The sequence below is a fragment of the Streptomyces sp. NPDC015171 genome (genome assembly GCF_043079545.1).
GTDB lineage: Bacteria > Actinomycetota > Actinomycetes > Streptomycetales > Streptomycetaceae > Streptomyces.
The window spans coordinates 272,551-294,285 of record NZ_JBIBUO010000006.1 but is presented as its reverse complement, the minus strand read 5'-3'; the positions used below and the strand labels follow the sequence as shown (position 1 = coordinate 294,285).

At 72.5% G+C, this 21,735-nt stretch carries 21 protein-coding genes and 7 tRNA genes; 12 read left to right on the top strand and 16 right to left on the bottom strand.

Annotation, left to right across the window (positions count from 1 at the left end; genetic code table 11):
* Positions 1–26 precede the first annotated feature (26 nt).
* Both ACF073_RS19305 and ACF073_RS19300 read left to right on the top strand, forming a co-directional pair.
* The gene (locus tag ACF073_RS19305; RefSeq protein WP_392071455.1) at positions 27–2,225 is read left to right on the top strand and encodes an elongation factor G-like protein EF-G2; all 2,199 of its coding nucleotides are present in this window, start codon (positions 27–29) and stop codon (positions 2,223–2,225) included.
* Positions 2,226–2,435: 210 nt separating this feature from the next.
* The gene (locus ACF073_RS19300) at positions 2,436–4,082 is read left to right on the top strand and encodes a hypothetical protein (protein ID WP_392071453.1); all 1,647 of its coding nucleotides are present in this window, start codon (positions 2,436–2,438) and stop codon (positions 4,080–4,082) included.
* Between the two features lie 69 nt (positions 4,083–4,151).
* Here ACF073_RS19300 and ACF073_RS19295 read toward each other — a convergent pair whose 3' ends face one another.
* The gene (locus ACF073_RS19295) at positions 4,152–4,712 is read right to left on the bottom strand and encodes an HIT family protein (RefSeq protein ID WP_392071452.1); all 561 of its coding nucleotides are present in this window, start codon (positions 4,710–4,712) and stop codon (positions 4,152–4,154) included.
* A 67-nt stretch (positions 4,713–4,779) separates the two neighbouring features.
* Here ACF073_RS19295 and ACF073_RS19290 point away from each other — a divergent pair, with 67 nt between their 5' ends.
* The gene (locus ACF073_RS19290) at positions 4,780–5,436 is read left to right on the top strand and encodes a potassium channel family protein (protein ID WP_392071450.1); all 657 of its coding nucleotides are present in this window, start codon (positions 4,780–4,782) and stop codon (positions 5,434–5,436) included.
* 36 nt (positions 5,437–5,472) lie between these two features.
* On the opposite strand, the gene thrS is transcribed toward ACF073_RS19290, so the two are convergent.
* The 3 genes from thrS to ACF073_RS19275 all read right to left on the bottom strand — a co-directional run bounded on the left by thrS (position 5,473) and on the right by ACF073_RS19275 (position 9,388).
* On the bottom strand, positions 5,473–7,449 hold the full coding sequence (gene thrS / locus ACF073_RS19285; protein WP_392071448.1) for a threonine--tRNA ligase: 1,977 nt from the start codon (positions 7,447–7,449) through the stop codon (positions 5,473–5,475).
* A gap of 143 nt (positions 7,450–7,592) precedes the next feature.
* Entirely contained in the window at positions 7,593–8,825 is a 1,233-nt protein-coding gene (locus tag ACF073_RS19280) for a hypothetical protein (RefSeq protein ID WP_392071447.1), read from the bottom strand.
* Positions 8,822–9,388 (bottom strand): DUF4365 domain-containing protein, encoded by a 567-nt coding sequence (locus ACF073_RS19275; RefSeq protein ID WP_392071445.1) that lies wholly within the window; start codon positions 9,386–9,388, stop codon positions 8,822–8,824. The genes ACF073_RS19280 and ACF073_RS19275 overlap by 4 nt, the downstream gene beginning before the upstream one ends.
* A gap of 168 nt (positions 9,389–9,556) precedes the next feature.
* Here ACF073_RS19275 and ACF073_RS19270 point away from each other — a divergent pair, with 168 nt between their 5' ends.
* Positions 9,557–10,282: a 3'-5' exonuclease gene (locus ACF073_RS19270; protein ID WP_392071443.1), complete on the top strand. Its 726-nt coding sequence runs from the start codon at positions 9,557–9,559 to the stop codon at positions 10,280–10,282.
* A 40-nt stretch (positions 10,283–10,322) separates the two neighbouring features.
* On the opposite strand, the gene ACF073_RS19265 is transcribed toward ACF073_RS19270, so the two are convergent.
* The 5 genes from ACF073_RS19265 to ACF073_RS19245 all read right to left on the bottom strand — a co-directional run bounded on the left by ACF073_RS19265 (position 10,323) and on the right by ACF073_RS19245 (position 13,196).
* A tRNA-Val gene (locus tag ACF073_RS19265) sits at positions 10,323–10,394 on the bottom strand.
* 39 nt (positions 10,395–10,433) lie between these two features.
* Complete coding sequence (locus tag ACF073_RS19260) at positions 10,434–10,880, bottom strand: SRPBCC family protein (RefSeq protein WP_392071441.1); 447 nt, start codon at positions 10,878–10,880, stop codon at positions 10,434–10,436.
* 331 nt (positions 10,881–11,211) lie between these two features.
* A complete protein-coding gene (locus tag ACF073_RS19255; protein WP_392071439.1) occupies positions 11,212–12,300 on the bottom strand; it encodes an alpha/beta fold hydrolase in 1,089 nt (362 codons plus the stop codon).
* A 274-nt stretch (positions 12,301–12,574) separates the two neighbouring features.
* Positions 12,575–12,646 (bottom strand) — tRNA-Val (locus ACF073_RS19250).
* A gap of 85 nt (positions 12,647–12,731) precedes the next feature.
* Positions 12,732–13,196 carry a TIGR02611 family protein gene (locus ACF073_RS19245; RefSeq protein ID WP_392071437.1) on the bottom strand — a complete coding sequence of 155 codons (465 nt, stop codon included), beginning with the start codon at positions 13,194–13,196 and terminating at the stop codon, positions 12,732–12,734.
* Between the two features lie 191 nt (positions 13,197–13,387).
* Between ACF073_RS19245 and ACF073_RS19240 the strand changes: the two genes are divergently transcribed.
* Together ACF073_RS19240 and ACF073_RS19235 are read left to right on the top strand one after the other, a co-directional pair.
* Positions 13,388–13,801 carry an SsgA family sporulation/cell division regulator gene (locus tag ACF073_RS19240; RefSeq protein WP_004002642.1) on the top strand — a complete coding sequence of 138 codons (414 nt, stop codon included), beginning with the start codon at positions 13,388–13,390 and terminating at the stop codon, positions 13,799–13,801.
* A gap of 338 nt (positions 13,802–14,139) precedes the next feature.
* The gene (locus tag ACF073_RS19235) at positions 14,140–14,700 is read left to right on the top strand and encodes a CGNR zinc finger domain-containing protein (RefSeq protein ID WP_392071435.1); all 561 of its coding nucleotides are present in this window, start codon (positions 14,140–14,142) and stop codon (positions 14,698–14,700) included.
* A gap of 63 nt (positions 14,701–14,763) precedes the next feature.
* Here ACF073_RS19235 and ACF073_RS19230 read toward each other — a convergent pair whose 3' ends face one another.
* Both ACF073_RS19230 and ACF073_RS19225 read right to left on the bottom strand, forming a co-directional pair.
* A complete protein-coding gene (locus ACF073_RS19230; RefSeq protein WP_392071761.1) occupies positions 14,764–14,967 on the bottom strand; it encodes a hypothetical protein in 204 nt (67 codons plus the stop codon).
* Between the two features lie 104 nt (positions 14,968–15,071).
* The gene (locus ACF073_RS19225) at positions 15,072–15,512 is read right to left on the bottom strand and encodes a hypothetical protein (RefSeq protein ID WP_392071433.1); all 441 of its coding nucleotides are present in this window, start codon (positions 15,510–15,512) and stop codon (positions 15,072–15,074) included.
* Positions 15,513–15,824: 312 nt separating this feature from the next.
* Here ACF073_RS19225 and ACF073_RS19220 point away from each other — a divergent pair, with 312 nt between their 5' ends.
* The gene (locus ACF073_RS19220; protein WP_392071432.1) at positions 15,825–16,358 is read left to right on the top strand and encodes a DsbA family protein; all 534 of its coding nucleotides are present in this window, start codon (positions 15,825–15,827) and stop codon (positions 16,356–16,358) included.
* Between the two features lie 10 nt (positions 16,359–16,368).
* Here ACF073_RS19220 and ACF073_RS19215 read toward each other — a convergent pair whose 3' ends face one another.
* The 3 genes from ACF073_RS19215 to ACF073_RS19205 form a co-directional block, all read right to left on the bottom strand.
* The gene (locus ACF073_RS19215) at positions 16,369–17,193 is read right to left on the bottom strand and encodes a GNAT family N-acetyltransferase (RefSeq protein WP_392071431.1); all 825 of its coding nucleotides are present in this window, start codon (positions 17,191–17,193) and stop codon (positions 16,369–16,371) included.
* 139 nt (positions 17,194–17,332) lie between these two features.
* Entirely contained in the window at positions 17,333–18,154 is an 822-nt protein-coding gene (locus ACF073_RS19210; protein WP_392071429.1) for an aminotransferase class IV, read from the bottom strand.
* The gene (locus tag ACF073_RS19205) at positions 18,151–19,203 is read right to left on the bottom strand and encodes a chorismate-binding protein (protein WP_392071427.1); all 1,053 of its coding nucleotides are present in this window, start codon (positions 19,201–19,203) and stop codon (positions 18,151–18,153) included. Before ACF073_RS19205 ends, ACF073_RS19210 begins: the two co-directional genes overlap by 4 nt.
* 179 nt (positions 19,204–19,382) lie before the next feature.
* Here ACF073_RS19205 and ACF073_RS19200 point away from each other — a divergent pair.
* The 5 genes from ACF073_RS19200 (at position 19,383) to ACF073_RS19180 (ending at position 19,854) form a co-directional block, all read left to right on the top strand.
* Positions 19,383–19,455 (top strand) — tRNA-Gly (locus tag ACF073_RS19200).
* A gap of 38 nt (positions 19,456–19,493) precedes the next feature.
* Positions 19,494–19,567 (top strand) — tRNA-Cys (locus ACF073_RS19195).
* A 1-nt stretch (position 19,568) separates the two neighbouring features.
* Positions 19,569–19,640: transfer RNA gene (locus tag ACF073_RS19190), tRNA-Val, on the top strand.
* A 41-nt stretch (positions 19,641–19,681) separates the two neighbouring features.
* Positions 19,682–19,753: transfer RNA gene (locus tag ACF073_RS19185), tRNA-Val, on the top strand.
* Between the two features lie 29 nt (positions 19,754–19,782).
* Positions 19,783–19,854, top strand: a tRNA-Val gene (locus ACF073_RS19180).
* Positions 19,855–19,905: 51 nt separating this feature from the next.
* Here the strand turns inward: ACF073_RS19180 and ACF073_RS19175 are convergent.
* Complete coding sequence (locus ACF073_RS19175) at positions 19,906–20,202, bottom strand: zf-TFIIB domain-containing protein (RefSeq protein ID WP_392071425.1); 297 nt, start codon at positions 20,200–20,202, stop codon at positions 19,906–19,908.
* 93 nt (positions 20,203–20,295) lie between these two features.
* On the bottom strand, positions 20,296–21,543 hold the full coding sequence (locus ACF073_RS19170; protein ID WP_392071424.1) for a phosphotransferase: 1,248 nt from the start codon (positions 21,541–21,543) through the stop codon (positions 20,296–20,298).
* Between the last annotated feature and the right edge of the window lie 192 nt (positions 21,544–21,735).

The following is a 21,735-nucleotide window of genomic DNA, read 5'->3' as shown; positions in this document are numbered from 1 at the left end:
CCTCACCGTGCACGGGAGGCAGGATCATGGGCGACAAGGCACAGTCACACCACCCCGGGGCCGCCGGCAGGGCTCTGGCGGCCGACCGACCCGCGTCCGTACGGAACGTGGTGCTGGTCGGCCACTCCGGTTCGGGAAAGACGACTCTCGTGGAGGCCCTGGCGCTGACCGCGGGGGCGGTGAACCGGGCGGGCCGCGTGGAGGACGGCGGCACCGTCTCGGACTACGACGAGATCGAGCACCGGCAGCAGCGCTCCGTGCAGCTCTCCCTTGCGCCGGTCGAATGGGACGGCATCAAGATCAACCTCCTGGACACCCCGGGGTACGCCGACTTCGTCGGTGAGCTGAGGGCCGGTCTGCGGGCGGCGGACGCCGCCCTCTTCGTCGTCTCGGCCGCGGACGGCGTGGACGGCTCCACGCGGATGGTGTGGGAGGAGTGCGCGGCCGTCGGCATGCCCCGCGCGATCGTGATCACCCACCTGGAGGCCGCGCGCGCCGACTTCGAGGAGATGACCCGGACCTGCGCGGAAGCCTTCGGCGGCGACGACCCCGACGCCGTGCTGCCCCTGTACCTGCCGCTGCGCGGTTCCGAGGGCGCCGACGGGCACGCGCCCGTGACCGGGCTGATCGGCCTGCTGTCGCAGAAGCTGTTCGACTACTCGGCCGGGGAGCGCAAGGAGTCCGAGCCCGGCGCGGACCAGCTGCCGGGCATCGAGGAGGCCCGCAACCGGCTCATCGAGGGGATCATCGCGGAGAGCGAGGACGAGACCCTGATGGACCGCTATCTGGGCGGCGAGCAGATCGACATCGAGACGCTCGTCGAGGACCTGGAGCGGGCCGTGGCGCGCGGCGCCTTCTTCCCGGTGCTGGCCGCCGCCCCCGCCGCCGACGGCGCCCGGCAGGGCCTCGGCACCGTCGAGCTGCTGGAACTGGTCAGCGGCGGCTTCCCGACCCCGTTCGAGCATCCGCTGCCCGGGGTCACCACGATCGACGGCAAGCGGCGCGAGCTGAAGCCGTGCGACACCGAGGGACCGCTGGTCGCCGAGGTCGTCAAGACCTCCTCCGACCCCTACGTCGGCCGGATCTCGCTGGTCCGCGTCTTCTCCGGCGCCCTGCGCCCGGACCAGACGGTGCACGTCTCCGGGCACGGCCTCACCGACCGCGGGCACGAGGACCACGACGTCGACGAGAAGGTCGGCGCCCTGTCCATGCCCTTCGGCAAACAGCAGCGCCCGGTGCCGCACGCCGTCGCGGGCGACCTGGTGTGCGTGGCCAAGCTGAACCGGGCCGAGACCGGCGACACCCTCTCCGCCAAGGACGATCCGCTGCTGATGGAGCCCTGGCAGATGCCCGACCCGCTGCTGCCGCTCGCCATCCACGCGCACAGCAAGGCCGACGAGGACAAGCTCTCCCAGGGGCTGGCCCGGCTGGTCGCCGAGGACCCGACGATGCGCCTGGAGCAGAACCAGGACACCCACCAGGTGGTGCTGTGGTGCCTGGGCGAGGCACACGCCGACGTGGCCCTGGAGCGGCTGCGCAGCCGCTACGGCGTCCAGGTCGACGTCGTCCCGCACAAGGTCTCCCTCCGGGAGACGTTCGCGCACAAGGCGAGCGGGCGCGGCCGGCACGTCAAGCAGTCCGGCGGCCACGGCCAGTACGCCATCTGCGAGATCGAGGTGGAGCCGCTGCCGGGCGGCTCGGGCATCGAGTTCGTGGACAAGGTGGTCGGCGGCGCGGTGCCCCGCCAGTTCATCCCGTCCGTCGAGAAGGGCGTACGGGCGCAGGCCGCCAAGGGGGTCGCCGCCGGCTATCCCCTGGTGGACGTGCGGGTCACGCTGCTGGACGGCAAGTCGCACTCGGTGGACTCCTCCGACGCCGCCTTCCAGACGGCGGGCGCGCTCGCCCTGCGGGAGGCCGCCGCGGACGCGCGGATCCATCTGCTGGAGCCGGTCGCCGAGGTGACCGTGCTCGTCGGCGACGACTACGTGGGCGCCGTGATGAGCGATCTGTCCGGCCGCCGCGGCCGGCTGCTCGGCACCGAACAGGTCGGCTCCGGGCGGACGCTGATCCGCGCCGACGTGCCCGAGTTCGAGATCGGCCGGTACGCCGTCGACCTGCGCTCGCTCTCCCACGGCACGGCCCGCTTCGACCGGAGCTACGCCCGGCACGAGCCGATGCCGGCGCAGATCGCCGAACGCATCCGCGAACAGGGCGACGACGGGTAGGACACCGGCTCGGCCCGGTGTGCGGGCGGACGGCTTCGGCCGTCCGCCCGCGGACTGTCGGTGCCTGCGGATACGCTGATCACCTGATCACGTCGTGCCGCGACCGTCCGGCTCTCGTCCGGTATCGGCAGGGCGACCGGTTCAACAGGTGTGCGGGGCAGGGAAGTCGGGAAGGCCGCAGGAACGGCACCGGCGGTGATGGGGGCGGGAATGTCGTTTGGAACGGAGTGGGACGGGCCCCAGGTACCCGTCGCGGGAGACGAGGGGCAGGCGGCGACCTCCGCGCTGGCCTCCGCCGCGTACCGGGACAGCCCGCTCGAGGAGATCACCAAGGCCGACAACGAATGGCACCAGTCGACCGTGAAGGCCGGCCGGATGAAACTGTTCCGGCCCAATCTCGGCGAGGCGTTCTCCCGGGCCCTGGTCGACCGGCTGCTGGCGCCCGGCCGCAACCCCCTCATCCAGTCCTTCGGCTCAGAACCGCAGTTCGTGGTGGAACACGCCCTGGCCGCCAACAACATCCGCCGCGAGCGGGACAACCGCCTGACCGCCATCACCGTCGTCTGCGGGCTGATCTTCCTGCCCGGGATGCTCGGCTGGCTGCTCGTCTTCCAGCTGCGCACCTTCATCGCCAAACGCGACGACAGGCGGGCCGGAGCGCTGGGCACCGCGCTCCTCCTGGGCTTCGGCCTGCTCGCCGCGCTGTTCCTGGTCAAGATGCCGTTCAGCGGCTTCTGGGCGTGGTACGCCCGCGCGGCGGTCGTCGTCCCCGTGCTCGGCTGGTTCTGGGCCAAGCAGGTCTGCGAGCGCACCGCCAGGGACCTGCGGGCCCGCTGGGACGGCCTGCTCTCCGGGACGAGCGTCGGCGCCAAGGTGCCCGAAGCCGTGCCGCGCGCTCCCGGCGAGACCGCCGCCGAGGCGCTGCGCCAGTCACTGGCCCGGCTGAGCGCCGAGCAGCAGTCCAACTCCGTCTTCTACGCCGGCCCCAAGGGCATACTCGGCATGGGCACCCGGTGGGGCGCCTGGCAGCTCGCCGAGGACCTCAAGCCCGCCGACCCCAGCCGGGAGATCCACCCCTTCCGCAGCTGGGACGTCGTCCGCGCGATCCATGACCAGCTGACCCTCCTGGCGCGCGGTCCGCTGAACACCGGCGGCTTCCCCAAGCCGTCGATACGCCACTGGATCGTCACCCCGATCGGCGAGAAGGCCACGTCGGTCTCCCGGCCCGAGGGCACCGACGTGGAGGCCTTCCAGGTCAAGCCGCACGCCATACAGGACATCTGCAACAAGCAGCAGTTCGGCAGCGGCGACCGGCACTACCTGGGCGTGCAGTGGACCCTCTGGGACGGACAGCTGGTCCTCACCATGCTGATCACGGTCACCGTGCTGCACGAGACGCTGCGCATCGAGGTGACCGGGCATGCGCTGGGACCGGTGAACCCGCTGTTCACCAGCAAGCCGCAGGCGCCGACCAAGCAGGTCGCCAAGTCCCTCAAACCGTGGGAGACCCGTTCGGTCAAGCTTCCGCTGGTCCCCACCGACGAGGTGGTGCGGCTGGCCGTGCGCGCCCCGCTGACCTGGTACCCGCCGGCGCTGAACTGGCTGGGCGGCTCGCTCGGCCTGCCCGAGCCGTTCGGCCTGCGGCACGCCTGGGCCGACCAGCCGTGGCGGCACCGCTTCATGGCCGACGACGCGCTGCGCGCGGCCACACCCGTGCTGCGTGTGGTGCACTCGGCAGCGATCAAGGTCCTGGCGGACAACGGGGTGGACACGGAGAAGTTCGGTGCCCGCTCGGCGTTCCTCAGCGGGAACGTCCAGGACCCGTCGCCGCGGAAGGCCGACCTGTACGACGCGTGAGCGTCGGGCGGTTCGGCCGGCCCGGGTGCGGGGCGGGAGGCTCGGCCCCGCGCGCCGGGCGCCGCTTCGTCAGCCGGCCGGCCAGGACTCGGCCAGCATCTTGCGGGTGTCGGCCAGCAGCTGGGGCAGCACCCTGGTGTGGCCCACGACCGGCATGAAGTTCGTGTCGCCGCCCCAGCGCGGGACGATGTGCTGGTGCAGATGGGCGGCGATGCCGGCCCCCGCGACCGCGCCCTGGTTCATACCGATGTTGAAGCCGTGCGCGCCGGACGCCGTACGCAGAGCCGTCATCGCCTGCTTGGTCAGCTCGGCCAGCTCGGTGGTCTCGGGCGCGGTCAGATCGGTGTAGTCGGCCACGTGCCGGTACGGCACGGTCATCAGGTGGCCGCCGTTGTACGGGTACAGATTGAGCACGGCGTAGACATGCTCACCGCGCCGGACGATCAGGCCGTCCTCGTCGGACTTGGCCGGGATCGAGCAGAAGGGGCAGCCGTCGTCGGCCCCAGGACCGGTCGGCTTGTTCTCGCCCTGGATGTAGGCCATCCGGTGAGGCGTCCACAGGCGCTGGAACGCATCCTGGGTCCCCACTCCGATCTGCTGCTCCGGCTCACTCGTCATGCTAGGCAGCATATGGCTTCACCCCTTCCCGGCGTGTCGCCGGGGCGGGGTGAAGGCGGCGTCCGGCCAAGCTTGGCCGGTGGACGACGACAGCCGTGCGGCGCGCTGGGAACAGCGCACCGAGATCCCCCTCTTCCTGGCCGCGCTGGTCTACCTGGCCGCGTACGCCGCGCATGTCCTGGCCCCGCGCATGCCCGTCTTCTGGCATGACGTGTGCCTGTCCGTGATCGCCGGCCTCTGGCTGCTGTTCATCGCGGACTACCTGGTGCGCTGGCGGCTCAGCGGGCAGGGTCCGCGCTACGTCTCCGCCCACATGCTGCTCACGGTGGTGGTGCTCCTGCCGCTGCTGCGGCCGCTGCGGATCGTTCCGCTGTACGACGCCGTCCAGCGCAAGGCCGGCAAGCCCCGGCTCGCGCTGCACGCGCGGGTGATCGCCTATGCCGGCCTGTCCACCGTGCTGCTCGGCTTCGCCAGCGCGCTCGCGGTGTACCAGGCCGAACGCGGGGCGCCCGGCGCCACCATGCGGACGTTCGGCGACGCCGTGTGGTGGGCCGTCTCGACCCTCACGACGGTCGGCTACGGCGACGTCACACCGGTCACCGCGGTCGGCCGGGTGATCGCCTGCGCGATGATGGCCTGCGGCCTCGCCCTGCTCGGAGCGGTGACGGGATCGTTCTCGTCCTGGCTGCTGGAGATCTTCCACCGCGAGGGCGACGAAAGGCCCCCGGGGAGGTGAACCTCCCCGGGGGCCGTCGCGTGGAGCGGGCGCCGGTCAGACCTGGACCCGCTCCTCCACGACCTTCGCGATCTTCGCGATGGCCTCGTCGAACGGGATGCCGTTCTCCTGCGAGCCGTCGCGGTAGCGGAAGGACACCGAGCTGTTCGACATGTCCTCGTCGCCGGCGATGACCATGAACGGCACCTTCTGCTTCTGCGCGTTCCTGATCTTCTTCTGCATACGGTCCGAGGAGGAGTCCACCTCGACGCGCAGGCCCTTCTTCCGGGCCGCCGCCGCGAACTTCTCCAGGTACTCCACGTGCCCGTCGCCGATCGGGATGCCGAGCGCCTGGACCGGGGCGAGCCACGCCGGGAAGGCGCCCGCGTAGTGCTCGAGGAGTACCGCGAAGAACCGCTCGATGGAGCCGAACAGCGCGCGGTGGATCATGACCGGGCGCTGCTTGGCGCCGTCCGGGCCGGTGTACTCCAGGTCGAAGCGCTCCGGCAGGTTGAAGTCGAGCTGGATGGTCGACATCTGCCAGGTGCGGCCGATCGCGTCCTTGGCCTGGACGGAGATCTTCGGGCCGTAGAAGGCGGCGCCGCCCGGGTCGGGCACGAGGGGCAGGCCCTGCTTCTCGGCGACCTGGCGCAGGGTCTCGGTCGCCTCCTCCCAGACCTCGTCGGAGCCGACGAACTTCTCCGGGTCCTTGGTGGACAGCTCCAGGTAGAAGTCGGTCAGACCGTAGTCCCGCAGCAGGCCGAGGACGAAGGTGAGCGTCTTGTCCAGCTCCTCGGACATCTGCTCACGGGTGCAGTAGATGTGCGCGTCGTCCTGGGTGAAGCCCCGGGCACGGGTGAGGCCGTGCACGACGCCCGACTTCTCGTACCTATACACGGTCCCGAACTCGAAGAGGCGCAGCGGCAGTTCGCGGTAGGACCGGCCGCGCGCGTCGAAGATCAGGTTGTGCATCGGGCAGTTCATGGGCTTGAGGTAGTAGTCCACGCCCTCGTCGAGCTGCATGGGCGGGTACATGCCGTCGGCGTACCAGTCCAGGTGCCCGGACGTCTCGAAGAGCTTCCCCTTCGTGGCGTGCGGGGTGTAGACGAACTCGTAGCCCTCTTCCTCGTGGCGGCGGCGCGAGTAGTCCTCCATGACCCGGCGGACGATGCCGCCCTTGGGGTGGAAGACGGCAAGGCCGGAGCCGATCTGCTCGGGGATCGAGAAGAGGTCCAGCTCGTTGCCGAGCTTGCGGTGGTCGCGCTTCTCGGCCTCGGCGAGGAAGTCCAGGTGCGCCTTCAGCTCGTCCTTGGAGGGCCAGGCGGTGCCGTAGATGCGCTGGAGCATCGGGTTCTTCTCGCTGCCGCGCCAGTAGGCGGCCGCGTTGCGCATCAGCTTGAACGCCGGGATCAGGCGGGTCGACGGCAGGTGCGGACCGCGGCAGAGGTCCTTCCAGCACAGGTCGCCGGTCTTGGCGTCCAGGTTGTCGTAGATCGTCAGCTCGCCGGCGCCGACCTCGACGTCCGCGCCGTCGTCGTGGGAGGCCGAGCCCTTGAGGCCGATCAGCTCCAGCTTGTACGGCTCGTCCGCCAGCTCCTCGCGGGCCGCCTCGTCGGTGACGACACGGCGGGAGAACTTCTGCCCGCGCTTCTGGATCTCCTGCATCTTCTTCTCGATGGCCTTGAGGTCATCGGGGTGGAACGGCTTCTCGACGTCGAAGTCGTAGTAGAAGCCGTCCTTGACGGGCGGGCCGATGCCCAGCTTGGCCTCGGGGAACAGCTCCTGCACGGCCTGCGCCATGACGTGCGCGGTGGAGTGGCGCAGGATGTTCAGGCCGTCCTCGGAGGAGATCTCGACGCCCTCGACCTCGTCTCCGTCGGACAGCTGGTGGCTGAGGTCCCTCAGCTCGCCGGCCACCCGCGCGGCGATGATCGAGCGCTCGCCCGCGAAGAGGTCGGCGGCCGTAGTGCCCGTCGTCACCACGCGTTCTTCCCGCTCGGAATCGCGTTGGATGATCACACGGACGTCTGACACCGGTCTCTCCTGACTGAAGGTGGGGGCGGCGCCATACCAGGAGCGCGCGCACAGGCGATCGTACCGACCCGACGGCTCCCACCGCGAAACGGTTACCGACCGTCCCTCTCCCCCTACACCCCGGCCGCCGGTTCCCCGCGCCCTCAGCCGTCGTCGCCGTACGCCTCCCCGCACGCCTCCTCGAAGTAGTCGAGGTTCTCCTGGAGGGACTTCATCAGCCGGTCCCGCTCGGCCTCGTCCACCTGCACGGGGACGACACCGGAGGCGCCGGTGAGCCGGCGGAAGCCGCCCCGGCGTTCCAGCCTGCCGTGCACCCGCACGGGGAGGCCGACGAGGTGGGCGTGCCCGGCGATGCGGTAGTCCTCCTCGTCCAGCGTGACGCGGAGGTGCGGGACCTCGGCGCCGGCGAGGACGCGCAGCCGTACGGTGCCCTCGCCGCCGGGCCCGGAGCGGCGCATGCGCACGACGGCGCCGGTGACGCGGACCGGGACGGAGGGTTCCTCGCGCAGGTAGCGGGCGGCGGCGGCACGCAGGGCGGGCAGGTCGCCGGGGGAGAACTCGACGGGTTCGGCCGAGGCGGCGCAGCCCTCGGGGACGCCGGCGCCGGGTGCCCAGGCGACGGCGACGCGGGCGCCCTCGGTGCCCCGGACGAGCAGGCCGAGCGCCTCGGTTAGCTCGCGGCTGGCGCCGGCCTCGACGGCGCCGTCGAAGGCGTCCATGCCGCCGGTGGCCCGCTGGTAGTCGATGGCCTCGCGGACGGCGTGGAGCGCCTGGTGGAGGCGGACGGCGAGGGGGCGGCCGGTCGGCACGGGCGCGAAGGCGGTGAGGGTGCGGCCCTCGGCGGCGGGCCCGACGAGCACGTCCTCCAGGAGGGCGGCGGCGGCACGGCGGTGGCGGGCGCCGTAGTAGCCGGCACGGGCGCGGGTGGCGAGCGCGGCGGCGAGCAGCGTCTGCCGGGCGGCGGCGCGCAGGTGGTCGTCGGCGGGCCAGGGGGCGGCACCGGCGGGTCCGCCCGGGGTGTCGCGCCACCAGCGGATCTCGTCGCTGGGTACGGCGAGGGAGATCAGCACCTCGCGCGCGCAGGGGGTGTGGCTGCGGGTGAGGGCGTCGAGGGCCTCGCCGAGCAGGTCCTCGCTGTCCGGGAAGGCGCGGCTCTCGGGGACGAGCAGGCTGGTCCCGCCGCCGCCCGGGCCGGGCGGGGTCCAGCGGCCGTACCGGCCGGCCGCGCCGCCGCGCCGCCGCCAGCCGTGCCGGTGCAGCAGGGCGGCGAGCACGGCCGGGTCGACGTCGGCGGCCTGCGGCGGGCGGTTCCAGGGCAGGTCGTCGGGGTGCGGCCTGACCTGCCGTACCGGCTCGCCGTAGGGACGGTTCCTCATGGCCTGCCTCCCGTCCCGACCCGCGTCATGATCTCGCACAGGGCCCGGTCGTCGAAGATGCGCGCGGTCGGGATCCGCACGGTGGTCCGGTGCCGGCCGGTCACGGGCTGGCCGGCGAGGTTGACCCAGTAGCAGCAGTGCCGCAGGTCGAGGCGGTCGTGGCCGGCGCGCAGCCAGTCGTCCTGGGAGCGCGGCACGAGCATGACGACCAGGATCTTGTGCACCGAGACGGGGGTGCGGGCGAGCTTGCGCAGATGGCTGTTGTCGAGGGTGAAGGAGAAGGAGCGCCCCGGCGGGTCGGGCGCGACCTGGTAGGTGGCCTTCAGCTGCACCTTGATGGTGACCTCGTCGTCGACGGTGTGTCCGGGCGCGCTGTGGCTGACGTGCCAGTCGATGCCGTTGTCCGGAAAGGGCTGGGACAGCGAGCAGCCGGCCGCGGCGGCGACCGCGTGCAGATAGCCGACCTGCAGTGTCTCCATGCAGGCGGTGGTGGCGAGCGAGCCGCGAAGAGTGCCCGGGCGTTCGGGCAGCAGCCCGCCCCGCTCGGGCTGCGCTATGGCCATGACCAACAGCCTTCCGAGCCAAGAGTTTTCCCGCTACGAGCCGCTGAACTGCAAAGACCCGCACTCCTGTTGTGTCCTCGCGGCGTACGGCGCAAACGGCCCGGGTATCACCAAACTGGCAGAAGACGGAACGTCATCCGCCGCGGGTGAACGAGGAGTTGGGTTCAGATGACGACCTGGTACGAGGGGCCGCTGGCCGCTTTCGATACGGAGACGACGGGCGTGGACGTCGAGGCCGACCGGATCGTGTCGGCCGCCGTCGTCGTCCAGGACGCGCCGGGTACCCGGCCCCGGGTCACCCGGTGGCTGGTGAACCCGGGGGTGCCGGTGCCGGAGGCGGCGACGGCGGTCCACGGGCTGACGGAGGAGCACCTGCAGCACAACGGGCGCTGGCCGGCCCCGGTGATGTACGAGATAGCCGAGCACCTGGCCGAGCACGCGGCACTGGGCCGGCCGCTGGTGGTGATGAACGCGCCGTTCGATCTGACGCTGCTGGACCGGGAGTTGCGCCGGCACCGGGCGTCCTCGCTGGACCGCTGGTTCGAGTCGGTGCCGCTGCGGGTGCTGGACCCGCGGGTGCTGGACAAGCATCTGGACCGGTACCGCAAGGGCCGCCGCACGCTGACCGACCTGTGCGCGCACTACGGCGTGGCGCTGGAGGGCGCGCACGACGCGGCGGCGGACGCGCTGGCCGCGCTGGATGTCGTACGGGCCCTCGGGCGCCGCTTCGCCACCCGGCTCGAACGGCTGTCCCCCACCGAGCTGCACACGCTCCAGGCGAACTGGCACGCGGCGCAGGCGCGCGGGCTCCAGGCGTGGTTCGCGCGCAGCGGCTCGGAGGAGATCGTCAGCACGGAGTGGCCCCTGCGGCCGGAGCTGCCCGCCGCCGCGTAGCAGAAGAGCCGGTCCGCTGTGCGGACCGGCTCTTTCCCGGTGGGCGATACTGGGTTCGAACCAGTGACCTCTTCGGTGTGAACGAAGCGCTCTCCCACTGAGCTAATCGCCCGGGAACGCACTGAACAATACAGGTCGCCGCGCCGTTCGTTCAAACCGCCCGCAGATGCCGCAGCAGTCCGCGCCGTCCGGCCCGCATCATCAGGCGGTGGTTGAGGCGGAAGAGCGGCCGTCCGGGTACGGCGAGCAGCCTGAGCAGCGCCTTGCCGACGTCGACCTCCTGGTCGTAGCGGGCGAGCGTGCCGGGGCCGCCGGCGGTGACCGTCCAGCGGGCCCAGCCGTCGACGTCCCCGGAGAGCGCGACCTCCAGGACGCCGGCGGCGGGGTCCCGGCGGGTCTGCCGCATGGTGGAGGTGAGGGCGTACGGCAGGACGGACCTGATGGTGATCACGCCGGTGCCGCCGTTCCCGCGGGTGACCGAGCGCACCTGGGGCCACCAGCGGGGGTAGTCCTCGGCCCGCTCCAGCGCCGCGTACACGGCGGCCGGGGGCGCGGGCAGGGACCACAGGCTGCGGAAGCGGTAGTGGTTCCAGTCCATGGCCCGAGTGTGCGCCCGCGCGGCGGGCGCACGGAAGTGATCCAGGTTCGGATTTCCGGCCGGCGGCCGCGCCCCGGGGCCGAGAGGAATTCCTCGCTTGTCGTACTTCCGAAGGAAAGTGACGGTGCTTTAGGAGAAGCCCGGCGGATTTCCACCCGCGGCCCCCGCAGGGAACTTCTCCGCGAAGAGCGCAAAAGTCCGGTCGCTCTGATGACCCACCCCTCGGCATCTCCACCGCGAGTAACGGATCGTCACCGTCCGTCCCGTGGTGGACGCGAAAGCGTGAATGATTCGGACACGGGTTTCCTGCCGGCCGCGGGGGCCGGGCCGGTCAGGCGGGCAGGGACGCCAGCCAGTCGAGCAGGATCCGGTTGGTCTCGTCCGGGCGCTCCTGCTGGACGAAGTGCCCGCATCCGTCCAGGAGGTGCGAGCCGCGCAGGCCCGGCAGGGTCTCGGGGTACGCCTTGACGGCGTCGGCCAGCCAGTCGAGCGAGGCGTCCCGCGCGCCCCCGATGAACAGCGAGGGCTGCACGATCGGGGCACCCGCGTGACCGGCCAGGTCGGCCCAGTCCCGGTCCATGTTCCGGTACCGGTTCAGGGCCCCGGTCAGCCCCGTCCGCTCGAACTCGCCGGCGAACACATCGAGGTCTCGCTCCCCCAGCCAGGACGGAAGGACGCCTGCGGGGAAGCGTTCGCGCAGGGTGCCGCCGGCTCCGACGAAGTACGGGGCGGGGGCGCCGGGCGCGGGCATGGTGCCGGCGGACAGGGCCGCGTAGAACCCGGCGAGCCAGCCGCGCACATCGGGTTCGATCTCGGCCTCCGCGCGGCCGGGGCGCTGGAAGTACGAGACGTAGAACTCCTCGGGGACGCGGACGTCCTCGGGGGTCCCCTGAGCCGCTGCCCCGGCGGGTTCGCCACCGCCTCCTCCGGTTGTCGCCCCGCCGGGCCCGGCGCCGGGGCCGTCCGTCCCGCCCGCCGCGCTCATCCGTGCGAAGACCTCGCTGGGCTTCGGACCGCCGGGCGGGGTGTACGGCACGCTCAGCAGACCCACGGCCCGGACCACGTCCGGCCTGGTCAGGGCGGAGGCAGCGGCGATCGACGCACCCCAGTCGTGCCCGACGACCACCGCGGACCGCTCACCGAGCGCCTCGACGACGGCGGCGGTGTCCTCGACCAGGTCGAGCATCCGGTACGCCGCCACGGACGCCGGCCGGGACGAGCGGCCGTAGCCGCGGACGTCGAGCGCCACCGCACGGTAGCCGGCGGAGGCGAGCGCCGGCAGCTGGTGGCGCCAGGCGTACCAGGACTCCGGGAAGCCGTGCAGGAGCAGGACCAGGGGGCCGGTCCCCTGCTCCACGAGGTGGATGCGGCCGGCCGGAGAGGGGACCAGGCGGTGGACGGGGCTGGGGGCAGGCGGCATGGGACCTCCTGAGGTGGCGGCCGGCGAGGGCCGGAGAGCGGGTGAGTGCGGCGCCGGGGCGCACGTCCGCGCAGCTGGCGGAGCCGGTCCCGGCCGCGTCACCATGATCCGGCGGGCGGCCCGGCGGACACGAGGGTTGTTGCCGATCCGGCAACTCCTGCGGTCCGGTCGCCGCCGGTTCCGCCCCCGCGGGCCCCGCCGCTCCTCACCCGTCGACAGGGCGCGCACACGCCGACGGCCCACCTGCTTCTCGCAGATGGGCCGTCGGTCCGGGTGGGCGATACTGGGTTCGAACCAGTGACCTCTTCGGTGTGAACGAAGCGCTCTCCCACTGAGCTAATCGCCCGGGCGCAGAAAGAACATTACCCCATGTCAGGGGGTGCCTCCGACCAGGGGCCGGGCGGTGTGCGCCGCCCCGCCCCGCGGTGGCGTCACTGGTCCTTGATCTTCCAGGGCATGACCACGCCGAACTTCCACAGGTAGATCCCGACGAGCACGCCGATGATCACCAGGCCGATCACGGTCAGTGTGATGTTGCGGCGGCGCACCTTGGGGTCGAGGGCACGCTGGGCCGCCTCGGTGACCTTGCGTTTGGTCCAGCGCAGCACGAGCTGGGCCCAGACGAACTCGGTCGCCCAGATCGCCATGCCGCCGAAGATCACCACCCAGCCGGGCCCGGGCAGCGGCAGCATGATGATGCCCGCGACCACCACGGCGAGGCCGAGCACGAAGACCCCGACCTGCCAGCTCAGGTGCAGGACCCGGCGGGCCTTGATGAATTCGGGCGCGCGTGAGCCCAGCCGCTGCTCGGCCCCCTGCTCGCCCTCGGCCCGGTCCGTCTTCGCCCTGTCCGCCGCCACGGCAACCTCGCCCGGCTCGTCACTCCCCGTATTCATACAGACAAACCCTACCCGAGTGAATCCAGTCACCGGAATGGTCGTAGGTCCGGTACGAGTTCTCGGCCGGAAGAGTTACGTAAAGACACGCAAAACACTCAGAGGGGTTTACAACGGCACCGTAGGTGGCATGTCGATTTCGCCGACGTGCGAATCCCCGAGCGCACACTGAGCGAAAGGCCCTGGCGCTTATGAACACCACGGTCAGCTGCGAGCTGCACCTGCGCCTCGTTGTGTCGAGCGAGTCATCCCTGCCTGTCCCCGCAGGCCTGCGGTACGACACGGCCGACCCCTACGCCGTGCACGCCACCTTCCACACCGGAGCCGAGGAGACCGTCGAGTGGGTGTTCGCCCGCGACCTCCTCGCCGAAGGGCTGCACCGGCCCACCGGCACCGGCGACGTCCGCGTCTGGCCATCCCGCAGTCATGGTCAGGGCGTCGTGTGCATCGCCCTCAGCTCCCCGGAGGGGGAGGCCCTGCTCGAGGCCCCTGCGCGGGCCCTTGAGTCCTTCCTGAAGCGAACCGACGCCGCCGTGCCACCCGGCACGGAACACCGGCACTTCGATCTGGATCAGGAGCTCTCGCACATCCTGGCGGAGAGCTAGGCCGCGTCGCGGCCCCTCGAAGCAGCCCGGCGCCGTCCACTCGGGGAGACGGCTCGGGCCAAGACAACCGCATAGGGCACGGCCCGTCGCCGTCACCGTGAGCGAACGCGGGGGCGGCGCCGGTCTGTGCGTGTCCGGTCACGAACCGTCGCGATCATCCCTCGCCGGTCCGGCCGGCCCGGCCGGTGCGGGCGGGAACCCCTGGGGGTCCGGAGGCGTTCTCCCGGCAAGCGAGGTCGGGTACGGACGGGCGCGGACGGGTGCTGTGGGCGCGGATGTCGCTACCATTCGCCACCATCGGCGGGCGCCCGCCCGACCCCCAGGCCAGGGAGCGAAACGTGCTGATCACCCACGACACCCGGTGCGCGCTCGACACCGTGGTGGATCTGGTGAACTCCGTGCCGGAGGACGACGAGGCGGCTGACGGACTCTCCGATGTGCAGGCCCTCACGAGTTTCGTACGAAGCCACAAGATGAGCGACGTCGGCACGCTGTCGGAGTTCGATCTCTCCGCGGTGCGCCGGGTCCGGGGGCGGTTCGCGGCGATCTTCGCCGCCCCGGACGCCCGGTCCGCGGCCATGATGATCAACGAACTGGTCGCCGCGGCGGGCACCACCCCGCGCCTCACGGACCACGACGGCTACGACTGGCATGTGCACTACTTCGCGCCCGGTGCCTCCGTCGCCGACCATCTCGCCGCCGACTGCGGGATGGCGCTCGCCTTCTTCGTGGTGGCCGGCGAGCAGGAGCGGCTGCGGCGCTGCGAGGCCCCGGACTGCCGGCGTGCCTTCGTGGATCTGTCCCGCAACCGCTCGCGCCGCTACTGCGACAGCCGTACCTGTGGAAACCGCCTGCATGTCGCCGCCTACCGGGCCCGGCGCAAGGAAGCGGCGGGCTGAGGCCCGGGTCGGTCCGATGCGACGTCGGTCCCGGCGGGTGGCGCCGGGACGGACGTGTACGGCTCACAGCAACAGCAGGTCGTGCAGCGCAGCCATGAGGAGCAGACACCCGATCACCGCTAGGAAGATCATCAGCGGTGGCTGGGAAAGGGCGAAGAGGCACCCGCGCGGCTCGTCCTTCGGCGGCGCGGCCTCGCTCTGTGTCGTGTCCAGCATCTCGCGGCAGATCATGACGCACCCGGCACCCCGCTCGCGATCACCGCTCATGGATCTTGCGGGAGATCACTGAATCCGTGAGGTCTCGTCCGGCTGGTGAACGATTCCGGGCATCCGCGGACCCACCTGTGTCGTTTCAGCGAGTCATGTGACTGTCATATGCCGTGCTTCTTGAGGATGGCCTCGATGTCGCTGAAGTCCTCCGCCGAGCCGGACCGGGGCGCGGCGGCGGGGCGCGGCGCCGGGCGGGCCGACTGGCCCAGGGAGGGCGCCGACGCCGCGGGCGCCACCGCGTCCCGCTCCGCTTTTCTCGCCGCCCTGCGCTCGGCGCCGGTGCCTCCGCGCCGGCGCTCCACGGCACGTGTGCCCGTGAAGAGGAGCCAGGCCGCGCCCAGCACTCCGAAGCCCGCCCAGGCGGTGGGGCTCAGCGCGGTGTCGGAGAGCCAGCCGACGACCCCGGTCATGACCAGGCCGACCGGCACCAGTGAGTAGGCGGCGATGCGGGCCGCCGCCAGGAACCGCTTGCGGTAGGCCGTCACCACCGCGATACCCAGGCCCGCCGCGGACACGGCGGAGCACACTGTCTCGGCAATCATTCCGGTCCTCCAGGCGGGCTCGGTGCGTCGCTTCCATCGTGCACCGCCGGATCCCCGCGATGCCATGCCCCGGCCCGAGATCAGGGGGATCTTAGGGTCGCCTCCTCCTGGAGTGCCGGACGGGGAGGGCGGCACGCGGAGCGACCCCGATCCGGCGGCCCGGCGTGCCCGGCCCCCGACCGGCCCGGCCCCCGCCCCCCAGCTCTCGCCCCCCCAGCTCTCGGCCCCCAGCTCTCGGCCCCCAGCCCTCCGGTCCCAGCCCTCCGAGGTCCGGATTGGGTCGCCCGCGTCCGGCCTGGAAGACTGAGGGGCATGAGCGACACCTCTCCCGCACGCACCGAGGCACTCGTCCTCGACGTCTGGTGCGAACTGCAGTGCCCCGACTGTCTCGCCGCGCTGGACGACCTCCGCGCTCTGCGCGCCCGCTACGGCGACCGGCTGGAGCTGCGGCTGCGGCACTTCCCGCTGGAGAAGCACAAGCACTCCTTCGCCGCGGCCCAGGCCGCCGAGGAGGCGCTGGAGCAGGGCAACGGCTGGCCGTACACGGAGGCCGTGCTGGCGCGGGTCGCGGAGCTGGACGCCGCGGGTGAGCCCTTGCTGGTCGAGATCGCCCGGGAACTCGGCCTGGACGCCGAGGAGTTCGACACCGCGCTGATCGACGGCCGGCACATCCTGGTCGTCGACGCCGACCAGGCCGAGGGCAAGGCGATCGGCGTGACCGGCACCCCCACGTACGTCATCGGCGGCGAGCGCCTCGACGGCGGCAAGAGCCAGGAGGGGCTCCGGGCGCGCATCGAGGAGATCGCGGACCGGCTGCTGGCCGAGCGGGACGGCGGCGCGGCCTGAGGGCAGGACGCTAGAGCAGGGGCTTGGTCAGGGAGTGGCTCACCGTCTCGTAGCCGAGTGACGTGTACAGCCGCTCGGCCGGGGTGTTGCCCGCGAACACGTTCAGGCCGAGGACCGGCCGCCCGGCCTCGACGGCCTGGCGTTCGGCCAGCAGCATGAGGGTGCGGCCGTGTCCCCGGCCGCGATGGACCGCGTCGGTCTCCACGTCGTACACGAACGCCTTGGCCTCCTCCAGGGTCAGCCACAGCGTGCCCACCCGGGCGCCGGCGTGCTCCAGCACGCTGAACACCACGCCCTCGGTGGCGAGCCCGTGCGGCAGCAGCCGCGCGTGGTCGTCGCGGGCCTTGGCGCGGGCCGCGGCCTCGGGGACACCCCGTTCCATCCACGTGCGCGCGTACCGCTCGCTCTCCCTGTCCTGCCACGCGTCGAACTCGGCCGCGGTCATCGGCCGGGCGTGACTGCCCGGCGGCAGCGCGGGCGGAGTGCCGCCGACGCGTTTGTCCATGCCGCGGTTGCGCAGGGTGTAGCCGAGGGCGCCGAACAGGCGCAGCGCGGCGTCCGCCGCCGCCGGCACCACGGCCTCCATCTGTACGCAGCCCCAGCCGCGCGCCGCCTCCTCCGCGGCGAGCGCGGCCACCGTGCCGCGGCCGCGCCGCCGGTCGGGCTCGGCGATCCGCAGATCGATGACGCGGGCCACCGTGTCACCGAGGGACGGCGAGGTGCCCAGGCGGAGCTCGCCCACGGGGCGGCTGTTCACGCATACCGCGTAGCGCCGGGAGCGGGTCCCGTCGGGGTGATGCTGGAGCGGCTCGGCCGGCCGCAGGGTCGTGGTCATCACAGGTGTTCTACCCGCGCCGACCGGCCGCGTCAGCCCGTTTTCCGCCAGCGCGTGCGCCCCCGGCCGCGTTCATCTGCGGCCCGACGCCGTCGTCGCGTTCGCTATGTCCGTGTCAGCGGCGGTGTCCGCGGCCGGCTCAGGGGTCCAGGTCCTGCCCGGACCGCTCGTCGAAGATCCGCATGGCCTCGGCGGTCACCGGGCCACGGGCGCCGGGCAGTTCACGGTCGTCGACCCGGTGCAGGGCCTGCACGTCCCGCAGGGAGGAGGTCAGGAAGACCTCGTCGGCGCTGAGCAGCACGTCCAGCGGCAGTTCGGTCTCCTTGGCGCCCGCCCAGTCGATGAGCAGGGCCCGGGTGATGCCGGGCAGGCAGCCGGCGGCGACCGGCGGGGTGTGGATCTCACCGTCCAGGACGACGAAGACGTTCGTCCCGGTGCCCTCGCAGAGCTGCCCTGCCGTGTTGCCGAACAACGCCTCGGAGGCGCCGTCCCGGTGGGCGCGGGCCAGGGCGACGACGTTCTCGGCGTACGAGGTCGTCTTCAGGCCGGTGAGGGCACCGCGTTCGTTGCGCGCCCACGGGACGGTGACCGCCGCGGTCGAGTCGGAACGGCGGGCGGTCTCCTCGGCGGCGACCAGCAGGGTCGGGGCGTGCGCGCCGCGGTCGGAGCCCAGCGGGCCGCGGCCGCCGGTGAAGGTGATCCGCAGCCGGCCGAGCGGCATCGGACCGGCGTCGAGGACGGCGGCGCAGGCGCGGCGCACCTCCTCGTGGTCCGGGTCGGGCAGACCGAGGCCGCGGGCCGAGCGGGTCAGCCGGTCGAGGTGCCGGGTGAGCGCGAACGGCCTCCCGTCGACCGCCTTCACGGTCTCGAAGACCCCGTCGCCGACGGTCAGCCCGTGGTCGAGGGCGGAGACCCGGGCGGAGTCCGGGTCCCGCAGCGCGCCGTCCAGCCAGATCCTCACAGGAACACTCCCGCCGTCTCGTCGTACGTTCCCGACGCCACCGCGAGCAGCCGGGACGCCTTCAGTTCGGTCTCCCGCCACTCCCCCTCGGGGTCGGACCCCCAGGTGATGCCGGCGCCGGTGCCGAAGCGCAGCGTCGCCGCGCCCCCGGCGGACCGGTCGATCCAGAAGGTGCGGATGCCCACGGCCAGCTCGGCGGTGCCCCGGTCGGCGTCCACCCAGCCGATGCCCCCGCAGTACGGGCCGCGCGGTGCCGCCTCCAGCTCCTCGATGATCCTGAGGGCGCTCGACTTGGGTGCACCGGTGACCGAGCCGGGCGGGAAGGCCGCTGCCAGCAGCTGCGGCCAGCCGGCGTCCGCGCGCAGCTCGCCGCGCACGGTGGAGACGAGATGGACGAGTCCCGGATGCTTCTCGACGGCACAGAGGTCGGGGACGGTCACGCTGCCCGTCGTACAGACACGCCCGATGTCGTTGCGGACCAGGTCCACGATCATCACGTTCTCGGCGTAGTCCTTGTCCAGGAGGTCCGCCTCGGTGCGCCCGGTGCCCTTGATGGGTCCCGACTCGACCGTACGGCCGTGCCGGCGCAGGAACAGCTCGGGCGAGGCGGTGGCGATCTCCACGCCGTGCTCCGGCAGCCGGATCGTGCCCGCGTACGGCGCCGGGTTGCCCCGGGCCAGGACGGCGGTCAGGGCGTCCACGTCGGCGCCGGGGGCGACGGGCGCGCTGAGCACCCGGCAGAGATTGGCCTGATAGACCTCACCGGCCGCGATGTACTCGCGGATGCGGTGCACGGCCGCCGTGTAGGCGGAGCGGTCCAGGGAGGAGGTCCAGTCCGCCGGCCCCGGGCCCCGCCATCCGCCGGGCACCGGCGCGGGCACCGGCTCCCGCCGTACGTCCGCGAAGCGGGCGCAGGTCAGCCGGCCCTCGAAGTCCGCGCAGACCGCCCAGAAACCGGTGGCGTCCAAAGCGGCCGGATCGCTGGTCACGTCGAGGAGTCCGGTGGCGACGCGGTCGCCGAACCGGGCGAGAGGAGGGTGGAGGAACACGTGGCCGAGTCTAGGTCGGGTGTCCGGAAGGTGGCTCCGGGATGTCCCGGAGGGAGCCCCGGCCACCGGGTCCGCCAGGTGCACCGCAGCACGCTGCGTAAACGCGTTTTTGTGCTGGCCCGGGAATCCGCTAGAGTTCAACACGTCGCCGGGACGCGCAAGCGGAACGGAAACGACAAGCGGACGTAGCTCAGTTGGTAGAGCGCAACCTTGCCAAGGTTGAGGTCGCGAGTTCGAGCCTCGTCGTCCGCTCGATGGAAGAAGGGGTCATCCCGATCCCCTACACTCCTGGTGGAGTGGCCGAGAGGCGAGGCAACGGCCTGCAAAGCCGTCTACACGGGTTCAAATCCCGTCTCCACCTCCAAGGACGATTAGCTCAGCGGGAGAGCGCTTCCCTGACACGGAAGAGGTCACTGGTTCAATCCCAGTATCGTCCACTGGATCTCCGGATCCTGGATCTTCTCGAAGATCCCACCCCGCGCGATTAGCTCAGCGGGAGAGCGCTTCCCTGACACGGAAGAGGTCACTGGTTCAATCCCAGTATCGCGCACTGCCTGTGACTCAAGGGTCACGGTCCGCGGACGATTAGCTCAGCGGGAGAGCGCTTCCCTGACACGGAAGAGGTCACTGGTTCAATCCCAGTATCGTCCACACAGCAAGAAGCCCCCGGCCGTCTCGACGGCCGGGGGCTTCTTCGTGTGCTCAGCTGGAGAAGAGCATGTGGCCGAAGCTCTTGTGGCGGTGGTGACCGTAGTGACCGTGACCGCCGTGGTGACCGCCCTGCGGGGCACCCCAGGCGGGCGCGGCCGGGGCGGCGGGGTACGCCTGCGGGGCGGCGGGCGGCGGCGGAGCCGCCTGCGACCACTGGGACTCGACACGGGTCAGCGCCTCCAGCTCGCCGTAGTCGAGGAAGATGCCGCGGCAGCCGCTGCACTGCTCGATCTGGACGCCGTTGCGGTTGTAGGTGTGCATCGGCGCATGGCACTTCGGACACTGCATGGTCGGCTCAACTCCTCGCCAGTCGGTCCTGCTTCGTGTTTCCCCAGGACAGACTCCGTCCGCCCCCCGGGCGGTTGCAGCCTAGCCCGGGAATCAGGATCCCGGGCAAGGCGGGTGCGGGGTGCGGGAGGCGGCCTCGGCGGGCATGCGGGCGCAGGCGTCGACCACGGCCTGCTGCACCTCGTCCAGCGGGCGGTCCGCCGCGAGCGCCTTGGTGATCGCCAGGGCGGCCGTCTGCACGGTGAGGGCGCGCGCCGGGACGTCCAGGGCGGGCCAGGGGTCGCCGTCCGGGGGGACGGCCGGGCCGCCGGCCCGCCGGTAGGCGGTCAGGAAACGGATCCACTCATCGGGCGGCAGCAGTCCGCAGGCGTACCACGCGGCGGGGCGGGCGAGGTCCCAGGCCGGGACGCCGGCCCCCAGGTCGTCCACGTCGATCAGCTTCCACGGTCCGTCCGGCGCCGGGTGCCTGACCAGCTGGCCGAGGTGCAGATCGCCGTGGCAGAGGGCCGCCGGGCCGGGCATCGGGGCGGCGGCCCTTGCCCAGGCGGGCAGGGCAGCCCAGGCGGCCAGGACCGGGCGGGCGTCCGGGGCGAGGCGGGCATCCGGGGCCGGGCGGGCGTCCGGGGCCGGGCGGGCGTCCGGGGCGAGGCGGGCATCCGGGGCCGGGCGGGCGTCCGGGGCCGGGCGGGCGTCCGGGGCCGGGTGCGCTGCCGTGGTCGGGTGCGCTGCCGTGGTCGGGTGCGCTGCCGTGGTCGGTGTTGCCGGCGTGGTTGCCCTGGTTGCCGAGGTTGCTGTGGTTGCCCTGGTCCGCAGCGCCGTGTGGAGCCGGCCCACGGCGCGGGCGGCCTTCGCGGGGCCGCGCATCGGGGGGAGGCCGGCGGGGACGGGGCTGCGGTGCAGGCGGGCCAGGAGGGCGGCGGCGGCCTCCCAGGGGGCCGCGTCCGGGTCCTCCGGGTCCACCGGGGTGCCGTAAGGCCAGAAGGTCACCAGACGCTCGTGCAGCGGGGCGGGGGCGGGGGTGAGGGGCGGCAGGAGCAGGTCGGGGTGGCGGGCGGCCGTGATGACGCGGTGGGCCAGGGCGGCGGGGTCGGTGTCCGGGGCGTGGGCCTTGGCGACGGTGTCCGCGTGCCGGACGACCGTGGCGTCCTCGCGGTCGGCGAGGGGGGTGCTGCCGCAGGCGCAGGGGGCGGCGGGGGCGTGGGGGTGGGCCGCGGCCCTGGCTCTCGCGGCCAGCGCGGGCAGGAGGGCGGAGGTGGGGGTGCCGCGCATGCCGGCGCCGGGTTCCGCGTGGGTGCCGGCACAGGTGTCCGTGTGTATGCCGGTGTCTGCGTCTGCGGTCAAGGCTGCCTCGGGCGGGGTGGACTGTTCGGCCGAGGGTACCGGCCCGGCGGCGCCGGCGTGGTGCCGTGCGCGGGGGCCGGCCTGGGCCGGAACGGCTAATGCCGGCGCAGCTCCCCAGCTGCGCCGGCATTGTTGCCGTCCGCCGCACCCCCGTCCCCACGGGGTTTCATGGATCGATGTCCCCGCCCGGAC